This is a genomic window from Gluconacetobacter diazotrophicus PA1 5 (assembly GCF_000021325.1).
Taxonomy (GTDB): domain Bacteria; phylum Pseudomonadota; class Alphaproteobacteria; order Acetobacterales; family Acetobacteraceae; genus Gluconacetobacter; species Gluconacetobacter diazotrophicus.
The window spans coordinates 642,677-657,013 of record NC_011365.1 but is presented as its reverse complement, the minus strand read 5'-3'; the positions used below and the strand labels follow the sequence as shown (position 1 = coordinate 657,013).

Here is a 14,337-nt window from a genome sequence, read left to right as displayed (position 1 = left end):
CCGTTGCGGCGGGGCCCGCGCAGGCGGCGCCAGCGCGCGTCACGTGGGACGCGTGCTGTGTCGTGCCGTCTGCCAGTGCGGGTCGCGTGGCGTTCATCCATCCTCATCAGGCGGTGACGCGCGCCCGTGCAGCGCCCGGTCGCATCGTCGGATCACATGGCGTCGTCATCCTGCGCCCGGCCTTGCGGCCGGGGGCGGAGCGGCAGCCTTGTCCCGTCAGCGTGGGGCGGCCCGATCGCCTCGGCGTCGGGCGCCACGCCCCGATGGGCCGGCCTGCCGGATGGACCCGGTCATGCCGACCTTGCCGTGTTCCGGCGTCGATCGACGCGGTTCCATCACCAGTACAGCATGACCTAACTGCGCCCCCGCTGCAAGCACCCGTTGGCAGGCAGGGATGCCGCCTGCGCGTCCGTACCAATGACCCCCCGCAAGTCGTTGAAATGCTGACTTGGGCCACGGACCCTGCTAGGGTGGCGGGCAGGATCCGCAACAGGGACCGGTATTCATGCACGAGGATCGTTCCGATAACGTGACGGCGCGCGGACGCCGGCAGGTCCTGCGGGCCGGCCTGTCCGCGACCGGCCTGGCGGCGGCCCTGGCCGTGCGCCCACGGGTCGCGTCGGCGGCGCAGCGCCGCGTGGCGCACCATGCGCGGCATGCGGCGGGATTGGCCGCGCCCGCCATCGTCGGGCGGGCGGCGGCGCCCCTGCCGCTGGTCATGCTCGACCCCGGCCATGGCGGAAAGGACCCGGGCGCGATCGGGGTCTCGGGCACCTACGAAAAACACATCGCCGAGGCCGCGGCGGCCGAACTGCGGCGGCAGTTGCTGGCCAGCGGCGCCTATCGCGTGGCGATGACGCGGTCGGACGACCGTTTCATTCCGCTGGAAGGTCGGGTGGATATCGCCCATGCCCACCGGGCGGCCCTGTTCATTTCCATGCATGCCGACGCGCTGACCGATCGCGGGGTGCGCGGGGCCAGCGTCTACACCCTGTCGGGCCAGGCGTCGGACGCGCAGACCGCGGCGCTGGCGCGCACCGAAAACAGCGCCGACCGCTTCGGCGGCCCGCAGGTGCATGCCAGTTCGCCCGAGGTGCAGGCCATCCTGGCCAGCCTGGTGACCGAGGAGACGCGGCGCGGCGCCGCCCACATGGCCAGCAGCGTGGTCGCGTCCTTCCAGTCGCGGATCGGGCTGCTGCCCCATCCGTCCCGCCATGCGGCCTTCGTCGTGCTGAAATCGGCCGACATCCCCTCGGTGCTGGTCGAAATGGGGTTCATGTCCAACCGGATGGACGAAGCCGCATTGCGCCAGGCCGGACACAGGATGATGGTCGCCGGGGCCATGAAGCAGGCCATCGACCGTTATTTCGCCTCGGCCAACGGCATCACGCACCTGACCGGCTGAAATATGGACCGGCCGCCTTGCGTCATCATCCTCAACGGTGTCGGCAGCGTCGGCAAGAGTTCCGTCGCGCGGGCGCTTCAGGGGCTGCTGGACCGCCCGTTCCTGCATGTCGCGATGGACGATTTCGTCTCCATGCTGCCGCCACGGATGCTCGATCATCCGGATGGCATGCAATTCGTCCCCGAAACCCGGGACGGGCATCCCTCGATCGCCATTCGCGGCGGGGCGGTGATGGCACGGGCGATGCGCGGTATGCGCCATGCCGTGGCCGCCATGGCGGGGCAGGGGAACGACCTGATCGTGGACGACGTGATGCTGGATGCGGCCGACGCGCGCGACTATCGGGCGCTGCTGGCGGGCTGCGTCGTGCATCTGGTCGGGCTGTTTGCGCCGCTGGCGATTTTGGAAGCGCGGGAGCGCGCGCGGGGTGATCGGCGGATCGGCCTGGCGCGCTGGCAGTATGATCGGGTGCATCGCGGCATGGCGTACGACCTGGAACTGGACACGGTTCGCATGACGCCCGGACAGTCGGCGCACAGTATCCGCGACGCGTTCGGCCTGTAATCCGCCGGATACGGATGGACGGGCCTTTTCTGTTGCAATCGGCGGATCGGCCTGTATGGTGCCGGCCATGGATTCCGCAACGATCATGACGGCAGGCTTGTCGGGCGCAGTGGCGCCGGCCCTGTCGCGTGCCTGCGGCCGGGACGCCCTTCTCCTCAGCCTTCGACTTATCTGCCCCTGAGCGTTCAGGGCCGGCAGGACGCCGGTACGCCCAGGGGAAGTTGCGGGAGCCATCCCGCATGCAAGGCAGGAACGCCCGCACGGCGTTCAAAGGCGAACATCCGGATCAATCCGAGGTAATTCATGACTATCGACCATCCGTCCTTCGGCCGCATCGACAATGATCGTGTCATCATTTTCGACACGACCCTGCGTGACGGCGAACAATCGCCCGGCTTCTCGATGAACCTGGCCGAAAAGCTCCGCATGGCCGAGGCGCTGGCGGAACTGGGCGTCGATGTGATCGAGGCGGGATTCCCCGTGGCGTCGAAGGGCGATTTCGACAGCGTGCACCAGATAGCCTCGCACATTCGTGCCCCCGTGATCTGCGCCCTGGCCCGCAGCGGCGGCCGGAACGACATCGCCAGCGCCGGCGAGGCCATTCGCCCGGCCGCGCGGGGACGCATCCACAACTTCATCTCCACCTCGCCGCTGCACATGAAATACAAGCTGCGGATGGAGCCCGAGACGGTGCTGGAGCTGATCACCGCCGGCAACCAGGCGGCGCGGCAGTTCACCGACGACGTGGAATGGTCGGCCGAGGACGGGTCGCGCACCGACCCGGATTTCCTGTGCCGGTGCGTCGAGGCCGCGATCAAGGCCGGCGCCACCACGATCAACATCCCCGATACCGTCGGCTATGCGACGCCCGAGGACATGGCCCGCATCTTCGCCGACCTGCTGGCCCGCGTGCCGGGAGCGGATACCGTGATCTTCTCGGCCCATAACCACAACGACCTGGGGCTGGGGGTGGCCAACACCATCGCCTCGCTGTCCGCCGGCGCCCGGCAGATCGAATGCACGATCAACGGCATCGGCGAGCGCGCGGGCAACGCGGCGCTGGAAGAGATCGTCATGGCGCTGCGCACCCGCCAGGACGTGCTGCCGTACAGCACCGGCATCAAGACGCAGAACCTGCTGCGGACGTCGCGGATGCTGGCGACGATCACCGGGTTCGACGTCCAGCCCAACAAGGCGATCGTCGGCCGCAACGCCTTCGCGCATGAAAGCGGCATCCACCAGGACGGCGTGCTGAAGAATGCCGCGACCTACGAGATCATGACGCCCGAGAGCGTGGGCTGGACCCGGTCGTCGCTGGTCCTGGGCAAGCATTCCGGCCGCGCCGCCTTTCGCGACAAGCTGAAGGCCATGGGATACGGCGAGATGGACGAGGCGCATCTGAATGATGCGTTCGCGCGGTTCAAGGACCTGGCCGACCGCAAGAAGGTCGTCTACGACGAGGACCTGGTCGCCCTGGTCGATGACGAGGCCCGCGACCATGCCCGCATCCGCTTCGTCTCGCTGGATATCGAGGCCGGGTCTCGCCGTCCGGCGCGCGCCGACCTGGCGCTGGAGGTCGACGGCGAGGCGCGCAGCGCCACCGTGACTGGCCAGGGGCCCGTCGATGCGGCGTTCAACGCGGTCCGCGAGATCTTCCCGCACGAGGCGACGCTGCAGCTCTATTCGGTCGGCGCGGTGACCGAGGGCAGCGACGCGCAGGCGCGCACCACCGTGCGGCTGGAGGAAGATGGCAAGCTGGTGGACGGCCAGGGCGCGGACAGCGACACGCTGGTGTCGGCCGTGCGGGCCTACGTTCATGCGCTGAACAAGCTGCTGGTCAAGCGTACCCGCGCCGAACCCGAAGCCATGACGGCCTGACCGGCACCGGACGGCCGGTATCATGACGGGCGGGGCATCCTTCGGGTGCCCCGCTTTTTTTCGTCGGTCCGTCCTCAATAACCGTTGTAGTAACCGCCCCCGTCATTCGGCGGCGGGGGATAATAGCCCTGGGGATAGCCCTGGGGCGGATAGGCGGGCTGGGCGTATCCGCCGTACCCGTAACCGGGCGGCGGGTATCCTGGCGGCGGGTAGGCGGGCGGAGGCGGCGGCGGGGCCGGCGTGGTCGCCGCGCCGGTCGCGGCACCCACCGCGCCGCCGGCCAGCGCGCCCAGGGCCGCGCCCCGGCCGCCACCGGCCAGGCCGCCGATCGCCGCCCCGCCGCCCGCGCCCAGCAGTCCGCCGCCCAGGGCGCGCTGTCCGGGATCGTACGGGTTGGTGCAGGCCGCCAGCGACAGTGCGGCGCCCAGCACCGCCATCGCCCCTGCCACACGGACCCGGCGATGGATCGTCGAGTCGGCCCGCGGGGAAAGGCTGCGCAGAAGGAACGTGGTCATCTCTCGATAATCCTGTCTGTCGGTAGCCGCGTGTCAGTAGCCGCGCCGGGGCGGGGGCGGCGTGGTCGCGGCCCCCGTCGCGGCGCCCACGGCACCGCCGGTCAGCGCGCCGATGGCCGCGCCGCCGCCGCCGCCGGCCAGGCCGCCGATGGCCGCCCCGCCGCCCGCGCCGATCAGGGCGCCGGTGCCGGCGCGCGCGCCGGGGTCATAGGGATTGCCGCACCCCGCGAGGGCCAGCAGTCCCGCCCCTGCCAGGGCGCTTCGAACGAGGGTTCGATGGCGGGTCTGCGTGGAGGTGGGGGCATGCATGCGGATCTTCATGATCGTCTTCCTTGTCACCGTCTGGCCGCCATTCTCGGTGCGGCTGATGGATGCGGAAGGGCGGTTCGGTGGCGAAAAAAAGGCATGCCGCCGCGCCGCCGCGCCACGCCGCAGATATGGGAAGCGGCCGGGCATTCCGGCAGGGGATGGAAAAGTTTTCATGCCAGCGGGAAGCGGGATCGGCGGGGCGGCATGGAAATGCACGATTTAATGTCCGTGGCCCTTGCCCGTCTCTTCCAGCCCCGGTAAGCCCACGGCCTGATCCTGTGGGCTTGTGTGCGAGGCGACGTGTGGCTGTCGGCACGTCGCGCAACCCCGGCCGGGATGATCTGCCATAGTCGTGCTTGTTGTCGGGAGTTCTGGATGTTTGCTCGTCTGCTGGGTCTCTTGTCGGCCGACATGGCCATCGACCTCGGCACGGCCAATACCCTTGTCTATGTCAAGGGGCGTGGCGTCGTCCTGAATGAACCCTCGGTGGTCGCCATCGCCGAGGTACGCGGCAAGAAGATGGTGCTGGCGGTGGGCGAGGAAGCCAAGCAGATGGTCGGGCGCACGCCCGGCAACATCACCGCCATCCGCCCCCTGCGCGATGGCGTCATCGCCGATTTCGAGGTCGCGGAGGAAATGATCAAGCATTTCATCCGCAAGGTGCATAACCGGCGGATGTTCGCCAGCCCGCTGATCATCGTCTGCGTGCCCTCCGGCTCGACCGCCGTCGAGCGCCGGGCGATCCAGGAAAGCGCCGAGAGCGCGGGCGCGCGCAAGGTCTTCCTGATCGAGGAGCCGATGGCGGCGGCGATCGGCGCCGGCCTGCCGGTCACCGAGCCGTCGGGCAGCATGATCGTCGATATCGGCGGCGGTACGACCGAGGTCGCGGTGATTTCGCTGGGCGGTATCGTCTATGCGCGCTCGGCCCGGGTCGGCGGCGACAAGATGGACGAGGCCATCATCTCGTATATCCGGCGTAACCATAACCTGCTGATCGGTGAAAGCTCGGCCGAGCGGATCAAGATCGAACTGGGATCGGCCCTGCCGCCCGACGACCTGGAAGATTACGGCGGCTGGCGCGAGGTCAAGGGACGCGACCTGATCAACGGCGTCCCGCGCGAGGTCGTGGTGTCGCAGGCGCAGATCGCCGAGAGCCTGGCCGAGCCGGTCAGCCAGATCGTGGACGCGGTGACCACCGCGCTGGAAAACACGCCCCCAGAACTGGCCGCCGACATCGTGGACAAGGGAATCGTGCTGACCGGCGGCGGCGCGCTGCTCTATCGGCTGGACGAGGTACTGCGCCGCGCGACCGGCCTGCCGGTGACGGTGGGCGAGGACGCATTGTCCTGCGTGGCGCTGGGGACTGGACGCGCCCTCGAAGAAATGAAACGTTTGAAGAATGTCCTGACCAGCATGTACTGACGGCAGGCGAAAACAGGCGGTTCGGCCAGGCGGTGGCCGGCCCGCGCAGGGACAGGCAAGGGGGCCGGGGCGATGAACGTCCGGCGGGGCGGCTGTAGAAACGGACAGGGACACCTGCGAATCGCGGGGGTGTCGTCATGATTCCGTTGTCCATCCCCCTCCGCCAGGCGCTGGACCGGCTGGTCCTGCCGCTGCTGATCGTCGCGGCGGTCGGCATCATGCTGCTGGGCCAGGCCGACCGGGGCCTGACCGAACGCGTGCGCATGAGCGTGGCCGACATTCTGGCTCCGGCTTATGGATTGATCGTCTGGCCCCAGGAAAAGTTTCACGGTCTGTTCGGCCGCATGCGCGACATGGGCCGGATGGAGGCCGAAAATCAGCGCCTGCGCCTGGAAAACGCCAATCTGCGCCATTGGTACGACGTTGCCGCCGCCCTGGCGGATGAAAACGCGGCGCTGAAGGCCAACCTGCACTGGATGCCCGATCCCGCGCCCTCGTTTGTCACCGGGCGCGTGGTCCGCGATACCAGCGGGCTGTATGCGCGTAGCGTACTGGTGGCCGCCAATGTCGATGCCGGTATTCACAAGGACGAAATCGTGCTGGACGCGTCGGGTCTGGTCGGCCGCGTGACCGAGGTCGGCGCGCGCTCGGTGCGGGTGCTGCTGGTAACGGATGCGTCCAGCCGGATTCCGGTGACGCTGGAAGTCAGCCATGGGGCCGCTATAATGGCGGGGGACAATTCGGGCACGCCGCGCCTGATCTACTATCCCCAGGATACCCCCCCGATCGAGGGAGAACGCGTCGTCACCAATGGCGAGATTGATTCACTGCCCCCGGGGCTGCCCGTCGGGCGGGTTCACTACCCGCGCGCCGGCCAGCCGGTCATCGTTCCGGCCGCGTCGCTGGAGCATCTCGACATTGTCCGCGTCTTCGATTACGGGCGGTCCGCCGTGGTCGCGCCGGATGCCCCGGGGCGGGTTCCCCTGCTGCGGCCCGGCAGTATCCTTTCGGTTCCCTTCCAATCCCCACTTGGTCGTGGATGAGAGTGTGCATGGATGACGCCCGACCAGTCACCTGCGCTTCAGCCGGGCATCCAGCCCCGTGCCAGCCTGTGGCGCCGGCTGGACGTGCTGTCGCGGCGCGGCCTGCCCGGCGCGCTGACGGGCCTGGCCATCCTGCTGCTGTCCGCGCCGTTCAACCTGCCGGGGCAGGCGGAGCTGCTGCCGGGGGTGGTGCTGTCCTCGGTCTTCTTCTGGACCATCTTCCGCCCGGCCTCGATGTCCTCGCCGCTGGTGTTCCTGCTGGGGCTGCTGGTCGATCTGCTGGGATTCGGGCCGCCGGGCGTGATGCTGCTGGTGCTGCTGATCGTCCACGGCGTGGGGATGTCGGCGCGGTACGGATTCGCGCGCATCCACGGGCTGCTGCTGTGGCTGGTGTTCGGCGGCGTGTCGCTGGGGGGGACGGTCCTGCAATGGACGCTGGTGTCCGCGCTGTCGCTGCGGGTGATGCCGGTCGGCGCGTTCGTCTTCCAGTGGACGCTGGGCCTGGGGGTGTTCCCGGTGCTGTATGCCGTCTTCGCCGCCATGGCGCGCACGATCGCCAATCCCGACCGCGCCTGACGTCCCCCTTGCGCGCGACTCATGACGTATTCTCTGTCCTGACGCGGATGGGTGGATGATCCGGCGCAGGAAAACCGCCACCCGCCTGATGTCGCGGCCCGATACCGGGAATCCGTCGCGCGGGGTCTTCACCCGGCGCGCGCTGGTGGTGCTGGGGGCGCAGATGGCGGCGCTGGGCGCGCTGGGGCACCGGCTGTACGGACTCCAGGTGCTCGACGGCGACCATTACGCCAAGCTGGCGGAAAACAACCGCGTCAATCGCAGCCTGATCGCCCCGCCGCGCGGCCGGGTGGTCGACCGGTTCGGCATTGCCGTGGCGTCGAACAAGGTCAACTGGCGCGCGCTGCTGCTGCCCGAGGACACCAGCGACATCTCCGGCACGCTGGACCGGTTTTCCGCCCTGGTGCCCATCGAGGCCCGCGATCGCGCGCGTATCGAGCGCGAGATGCGGCACAAGCGGCGCTTCATCCCGATCATGCTGCACGACTTCCTGTCGTGGGACGACATGGCGCGGATCGAACTGAATGCGCCCTCGCTGCCCGGCGTGCTGATCGATGTCGGGACCACCCGCAACTATCCGTTCGGGCCGCTGATGGCCCATGTCGTGGGCTATGTCGCGCCGCCGGGCGAAAAGGACGTGACGGCCGACGCGACGATGGCCCTGCCGGGAATGCGCATCGGCCGGTCGGGAATCGAGCAGACGCAGGATACCTTGCTGCGCGGCCAGGTGGGCGCGGTGGAGATCGAGGTCAACGCCGTTGGCCGCGTCATGGCCGAACTGTCGCGCGATGATGGGCAGGCCGGCGACGAAATCACCCTGACCATCGATTCGGGCCTGCAGCAGGCGGTGCTGGGGCGCATCGCCGACCAGTCGGCCAGCGCCGTGGTGATGGATTGCCGCAATGGCGAGGTGCTGGCCATGGTCAGCAACCCGTCCTTCGACCCCTCGCTGTTCGACAGCGGCGTCAGCCAGGCGCAATGGGTCGAATGGACCAACAACCAGGGCACGCCGCTGATCAACAAGGCGGTCGCGGGCGTCTATCCCCCCGGCTCGACCTTCAAGCCCGCCGTGGCCATGGCGGCCCTGCAGGCCGGCACGCTGTCGCCGACCGACCGGATCTTCTGTCCCGGCTACCTGGATGTGGGCGGCACGCGCTTCCATTGCTGGTCGCGTTACGGCCACGGATCGCTGACGCTGAAGGACGGGCTGAAATTCTCCTGCGACGTGTTCTTCTACGAAGCCGCGCGGCGGACCGGCATGGACGCCATCGCCGCGGCGTCGCACGCGTTCGGCCTGGGCACGCACCTGGATATCGAACTGCCGCACACCCGCCAGGGATTGATCCCGACCCCGGACTGGCGGCGGGCGCACGGCCAGCACTGGAATGGCGGCGATACGATCGTCAGCGGCATCGGGCAGGGATTCGTGCAGGTCACGCCGCTCCAACTCGCCACCTATGCATCGCGGATCGCCAGCGGGCGGGCGGTGCAGCCGCATCTGGTCCGCGCGGTCGCGGGCAAGCTGGCGGAGGGCACGGACCCCACGCACTGGCCGGCGCTGGGCATGCCCGATCCGTTCCTGGGGCAGTTGCGCGCCGGCATGTTCGCCGTGATCAACGAGGAACACGGCACCGCGCCCAAGGCGCGCCTGGATATTCCAGGCGTCCAGATGGCCGGCAAGACCGGGTCCGCGCAGGTGCGTCGCGTGTCGCGCGCCCTGCGCGAAAGCGGGCATTTCGATTCCTCCGCCCTGCCGTGGGAATATCGCCCGCATGCGCTGTTCATCTGCTATGCGCCCTATGACGCGCCGCGCTATGCGGTTTCGGTGGTGGTGGAACACGGCAATGCGGGCGCCGCGGTTGCGGCGCCGCTGGCCCGCGATATCATGACCGATGCGCTGACCCGCGACCCGGCGAACCGCAAGGAACCGCCGGGCCAGGTGGTGGCCGACATCGAATAGTCGCCGGTGGGCTGCGTTACCCCTGCCGGAGAGGGACACATGAATTTCCAGAAGCGCCTCCTGCGCGCCGAACCCAATTTCCGCATCCTGGCCAAGCTGTGGCAGGTCAACTGGCTGTACGTGCTGCTGATCTGCGTGCTGGCGGGGGTGGGGTACGGCGCGCTCTATTCCGCGGCGGGCGGGTCGTCCCGTCCGTTCGCCGGTCCGCAGACCATCCGCTTCGCCTTCGGCATGGTGATGATGATCTGCGTCGCGCTGACCAGCCCGCGCGTTCTGGTCCGCCTGGCCTGGCCGCTCTACGGGCTATCGCTGCTGCTGCTGGTCGCGGTGCTGCGGATGGGCCATGTCGGCAAGGGGGCGGAACGCTGGCTGATCATCGGCGGGATGCAGGTCCAGCCCTCGGAACTGGCCAAGATCGCACTGGTGCTGGTGCTGGCGACGTGGTTCCACCGCATCAGCTACCGCAGGATGGTCAATCCGCTCTACCTGCTGCCGCCCGCGCTGATGGTGCTGCTGCCGGTGGGGCTGGTGCTGAAGGAGCCCAACCTGGGCACCGCCGTCATCATCGGCGTGGTGGGGGCCACGATCTTCTTCGCCGCCGGGATGCGGCTGTGGCAGATCGTACTGCTACTGGCACCGCTGCCGTTGCTGGGCAAGTTCGCCTACGCCCACCTGCATGACTACCAGAAGGCGCGGATCACCACCTTCCTGCACCCCGAAAGCGACCCGCTGGGCGCGGGCTATAACATCATCCAGTCGAAGATCGCGCTGGGGTCGGGCGGGATGTGGGGGCAGGGCTACCTGCATGGCACGCAGGGGCAACTGAACTTCCTGCCGGAAAAGCAGACCGACTTCATCTTCACCATGATCGCCGAGGAATGGGGCTATGTCGGCGGGATCGTGGTCATCGGGCTGCTGATGCTGATGGTGCTGGGCGGGATGCTGATCGCCCTGCGCAGCCGCAACCAGTTCGGGCGCCTGCTGGGGCTGGGGATCGCGACCAATTTCTTCCTCTATTGCGCGGTCAACCTGTCGATGGTGATGGGGACGATTCCGGTCGGCGGCGTGCCGCTGCCGCTGATTTCGTACGGCGGTTCGGCCATGCTGACGGTGATGTTCGGGTTCGGGCTGCTGCTGTCGGCCTGGGTGCACCGCAATTCCACGTTCGGCGAGGCCGCGTCGGACCCGTCATGACCGGCCTGCGACCGGTCGATCCCGCCACCGCGCGGGCCTATCGGCTCAGCCTGTATCGCGCGGGCGGACTGTCGGTCCGCACCGGCCGGCGGCCGGTCCCTGATGACGACGCCGGGGCATGGTGGCGGCGGGGCGATATCCTCTTCATCAGCGCCAGCAATCCCGGCGGCGGCCGCCGGCCGGACGGCTGGAACCACCGGATGATGCGCCATCTGGCCGCGTCCCTGCCGGGCGTCACCCTGCACGCCGGGGAAGGGCGGCTGGGCCGCTGGTCCGAACCGCTGTTCGCCGTCGCCCTGCCGCTGGCGCGCGGGCAGGTAGTCGCCCGGCGCTTCCGCCAGAACGCCATCCTGCTGGTGCGGAACGGCCGCCCCGCGCGCCTACTGTTCCTGGCGCCGGTCCTTACCCCTCGATCTGGCTGAAATCCGCGATCAGCACCGTCATGCGGCGCAGTTCCGCCAGCAGCCGCAGCCGGTTGGCCCGCAGATCGGCCCGGTCGGCATTGACCGTCACGGCGTCGAAGAATCGGTCCAGCACAGGGCGCAGCCGGGCCGCGTCGCGCATCGCGTCCTCGAACCGTTCCGCCGCGATCGTAGTTTCCACGGCGGGGATGACGTCCAGCAGGGCGTTGGCCAGCTCCCGTTCCTCAGGCTGCTCGTACAGCGTCGGGTCCGGTGCGCCGTCATGCGGTCCGTCCTTGCGGTCTTCGATTCGCAGGATGTTCGCCGCCCGCCTGGTCGCCGCCAGCAGGTTCTGCCCGTCATCGGTGGCCAGCATCGCCGCCAGCGCGTCGGTGCGGGCCAGCAGGCGCGTGATGTCGCTATCCTCGTTGCCGCTGGAAATCGCGGCCAGGATGTCGTGCCGTGCCCCCTCGGCCCGCAACTGGACCCGCAGCCGCTCCGCCACGAATCCCGGCAGCAGGGCCAGGTCCGGCGCGTCGCGCAGCGTCTCGGGCAGGGCCTCGGCCGCCAGCACGAACAGCTTCACCAGGTCCAGGCGCAGCGCGTTCTCGCGGATGATGCGGATCACGCCCAGGGCGGCGCGGCGCAGCGCGTAGGGGTCGCCCGAACCGCCGGGCTTTTCGCCCGCCGCGAAGAAGGCGGCCAGGCTGTCGATCTTGTCGGCCAGCGCCACCGCGATCGACACCGGCGCGGCGGGCACGCCGTCATTCTGGCCGCGCGGCATGTAATGTTCGGCAATGGCGGTGGCGACCGGATCGGCCTCGCCGTCATGCCGGGCGTAGTACGCGCCCATCACTCCCTGCAGTTCGGGGAATTCGCCCACCATGCCGGTGGTCAGGTCCGCCTTGGCCAGCAGGGCCGCGCGTTCGGCCTGGGCCGGGTCCGCCCCCACCATCGGCGCCAGCAGCCCCGCCAGTCGCACGATGCGCTGCACGCGCGCGCCCTGGCTGCCCAGGGCGGCGTGGAAGGTGATGGCGTCCAGCGCGCCCACCCGGCTGGCCAGGGTGCGGGCGCGGTCCAGGTCCCAGAAATGGCGTGCATCGGCGAAGCGGGCGCGCAGCACGCGCTCGTTGCCCGCGATGGTCAGCGCGCCGCCATCCTCCGGCAGCAGGTTGGCCACGAAGGCGAAGCGCGGCGCCGCCGATCCGTCATCGTTGATCAGCGCGAAATAGCGCTGGTTGACGCGCATCGATACCTGCATGACCTCGCGCGGAAGGTCCATGAAGGTCTCGTCGATGCGCCCCAGGAAGGGAACCGGCCATTCCGTCAGGCCCGCGACCTCGTCCACCAGGCCGGGGTCGGGGACGATTCGCAGCCCTTCCTCGGCCGCCAACCGGGTCGTGCCCTCTTCGATCAGCGCGCGCCGTTCCGCCGCATCGACCAGCACCTGCCGCGCGCGCAGCCCGTCGCGCCACGCGGCGGCGTCGGTCACGGCGAAGGCCCCCGGCGCGGTGAAACGGTGGCCCTCGGTCAGGCGATCGGCGCGCAGGCCGTGGCCGTCATCCTCGCCGTCCGCCAGCGAAAACGCGACGGTCTCGCCATCCAGCAGGCACAGGATACGGCGCAGCGGCCGCACCCAGGTGAAACCGCTGCCTTCACCCCAGCGCATGGATTTGGGCCAGGGAAAGCGGCGCAGCAGCGGGGGCAGGGCCTCGGCGATTCGCGTCGCGGCCTCGACCGGGGGCACGGTGCGGTTCAGCACCCAGAATCCGTCCTCCAGCACCAGGTCGGCCGGGGTCACGCCATGCTTGCGGGTGAAGCCGGCCAGGGCCTTTTCCGGCGCGCCCTCGCGCGGGCCGCGCTCGGCAACGGTGGTGCCGGGGACGACGCCGTCCAGCGTCAGGGTCAGCGCGATGCGGCGCGGGCCGGAAAAGCCCCGCGCGTCGCGCGGGTTCAGCGGGGCCAGGGCATCGGTGACCAGGCGGACCAGGTCCTCGGCCGCGCGGGCCTGCATGCGCGCGGGAATTTCCTCGGAAAACAGTTCAAGCAGAAGTTCGGGCATGACTTATTCCTCGCCCGCCAGCCACGCGTCGCAGCATCGCCGGGCCAGCGTGCGCACGCGGCCGATATAGGATGCGCGTTCGCTGACGCTGATGACGCCGCGCGCGTCCAGCAGGTTGAACAGGTGGCTGGCCTTCAGGCATTGGTCGTAGGCGGGCTGGGCCACGCCGTATTCGACCAGCGCGATGGCCTCGCGCTCGGCGTCGATGAAATGGCGGTGCAGCATTTCGGTGTCCGCCAGTTCGAAATTATGGCGCGAATAGTCGCGTTCGGCGCGCAGGAACACGTCGCCATAGGTCAGGCCCTGGCCGTTGAAATCCAGGTCATAGACGTTTTCGATTCCCTGGACATACATCGCCAGCCGTTCCAGCCCGTAGGTCAGTTCGGTCGAGGGCATGACGGTCGGAATGCCGCCGACCTGCTGGAAATAGGTGAACTGCGTCACTTCCATCCCGTCGCACCAGACCTCCCACCCCAGGCCCCAGGCGCCGATGGTGGGATTTTCCCAATCGTCCTCGACGAAGCGGATGTCGTGCTCCATCGGATCGATGCCGATGGCGCGGTAGCTGTCCAGCAACAGCTTCTGGCTGTCCTCGGGCGTCGGCTTCAGCAGCACCTGATACTGGTAGTAATGCTGCAACCGGTTGGGATTTTCCCCGTAACGCCCGTCGGACGGCCGGCGGCAGGGCTGGACGTACGCGGCCTTCCACGGGCGGGCGCCAAGGGCCCGCAGGGTGGTGTGCGGCGACAGCGTGCCGGCACCCACCTCGGTATCGTACGGCTGCAGGATGGCGCAGCCCTGTTCCGACCAGAACTGGTGCAGTTTCAGGATCAGCGCCTGAAACGACAGGGGACGCGTGGCGGGCGGGCGGGGCGCGGGGGCCGGGACCATGGAAAGGATGCTCCGGTAGGCGGTAGGAAGGGGCATGCCGTCCGGCACGCGGAAGGGGCGCACCATACAGGGATGGCGCGCGGATCGAAAGCCGGGGTGCGCCAGGGCGGTACGATG

13 protein-coding genes are annotated in these 14,337 nt (G+C 69.1%); 9 read left to right on the top strand and 4 right to left on the bottom strand.

Annotated features, from left to right (window positions below; translation table 11 throughout):
* The first annotated feature begins 505 nt into the window (after window positions 1-505).
* The 3 genes from GDIA_RS02890 to GDIA_RS02880 all read left to right on the top strand — a co-directional run bounded on the left by GDIA_RS02890 (window position 506) and on the right by GDIA_RS02880 (window position 3,847).
* The gene (locus GDIA_RS02890; RefSeq protein WP_012553226.1) at window positions 506-1,405 is read left to right on the top strand and encodes an N-acetylmuramoyl-L-alanine amidase family protein; all 900 of its coding nucleotides are present in this window, start codon (window positions 506-508) and stop codon (window positions 1,403-1,405) included.
* Between the two features lie 3 nt (window positions 1,406-1,408).
* Window positions 1,409-1,969: a chloramphenicol phosphotransferase CPT family protein gene (locus GDIA_RS02885; RefSeq protein ID WP_012226244.1), complete on the top strand. Its 561-nt coding sequence runs from the start codon at window positions 1,409-1,411 to the stop codon at window positions 1,967-1,969.
* A gap of 303 nt (window positions 1,970-2,272) precedes the next feature.
* On the top strand, window positions 2,273-3,847 hold the full coding sequence (locus tag GDIA_RS02880; protein ID WP_012226242.1) for a 2-isopropylmalate synthase: 1,575 nt from the start codon (window positions 2,273-2,275) through the stop codon (window positions 3,845-3,847).
* 74 nt (window positions 3,848-3,921) lie between these two features.
* Here GDIA_RS02880 and GDIA_RS19615 read toward each other — a convergent pair whose 3' ends face one another.
* Together GDIA_RS19615 and GDIA_RS02870 are read right to left on the bottom strand one after the other, a co-directional pair.
* Window positions 3,922-4,362 carry a YMGG-like glycine zipper-containing protein gene (locus tag GDIA_RS19615; RefSeq protein ID WP_012553225.1) on the bottom strand — a complete coding sequence of 147 codons (441 nt, stop codon included), beginning with the start codon at window positions 4,360-4,362 and terminating at the stop codon, window positions 3,922-3,924.
* A 33-nt stretch (window positions 4,363-4,395) separates the two neighbouring features.
* On the bottom strand, window positions 4,396-4,683 hold the full coding sequence (locus GDIA_RS02870; protein ID WP_012553224.1) for a YMGG-like glycine zipper-containing protein: 288 nt from the start codon (window positions 4,681-4,683) through the stop codon (window positions 4,396-4,398).
* A 363-nt stretch (window positions 4,684-5,046) separates the two neighbouring features.
* On the opposite strand from GDIA_RS02870, the gene GDIA_RS02865 reads away from it, so the two are divergent.
* From GDIA_RS02865 to GDIA_RS02840, 6 genes are all read left to right on the top strand, one after another.
* On the top strand, window positions 5,047-6,093 hold the full coding sequence (locus tag GDIA_RS02865) for a rod shape-determining protein (protein ID WP_012553223.1): 1,047 nt from the start codon (window positions 5,047-5,049) through the stop codon (window positions 6,091-6,093).
* A 137-nt stretch (window positions 6,094-6,230) separates the two neighbouring features.
* Entirely contained in the window at window positions 6,231-7,136 is a 906-nt protein-coding gene (gene mreC / locus GDIA_RS02860; RefSeq protein ID WP_012226238.1) for a rod shape-determining protein MreC, read from the top strand.
* 12 nt (window positions 7,137-7,148) lie between these two features.
* A complete protein-coding gene (locus GDIA_RS02855; protein WP_012553222.1) occupies window positions 7,149-7,712 on the top strand; it encodes a hypothetical protein in 564 nt (187 codons plus the stop codon).
* Between the two features lie 55 nt (window positions 7,713-7,767).
* Window positions 7,768-9,672, top strand: a complete 1,905-nt coding sequence (gene mrdA, locus GDIA_RS02850; RefSeq protein ID WP_012226236.1) for a penicillin-binding protein 2 — start codon at window positions 7,768-7,770, stop codon at window positions 9,670-9,672.
* A 39-nt stretch (window positions 9,673-9,711) separates the two neighbouring features.
* The gene (rodA, locus tag GDIA_RS02845; protein ID WP_012553221.1) at window positions 9,712-10,866 is read left to right on the top strand and encodes a rod shape-determining protein RodA; all 1,155 of its coding nucleotides are present in this window, start codon (window positions 9,712-9,714) and stop codon (window positions 10,864-10,866) included.
* Window positions 10,863-11,288, top strand: a complete 426-nt coding sequence (locus GDIA_RS02840) for a DUF3293 domain-containing protein (protein ID WP_012553220.1) — start codon at window positions 10,863-10,865, stop codon at window positions 11,286-11,288. The genes rodA and GDIA_RS02840 overlap by 4 nt, the downstream gene beginning before the upstream one ends.
* Here the strand turns inward: GDIA_RS02840 and glyS are convergent.
* Window positions 11,269-13,329, bottom strand: a complete 2,061-nt coding sequence (gene glyS / locus GDIA_RS02835; RefSeq protein WP_012553219.1) for a glycine--tRNA ligase subunit beta — start codon at window positions 13,327-13,329, stop codon at window positions 11,269-11,271. The genes GDIA_RS02840 and glyS overlap by 20 nt on opposite strands.
* A 3-nt stretch (window positions 13,330-13,332) precedes the next feature.
* Window positions 13,333-14,220 (bottom strand): glycine--tRNA ligase subunit alpha, encoded by an 888-nt coding sequence (locus tag GDIA_RS02830; protein WP_012553218.1) that lies wholly within the window; start codon window positions 14,218-14,220, stop codon window positions 13,333-13,335.
* Between the last annotated feature and the right edge of the window lie 117 nt (window positions 14,221-14,337).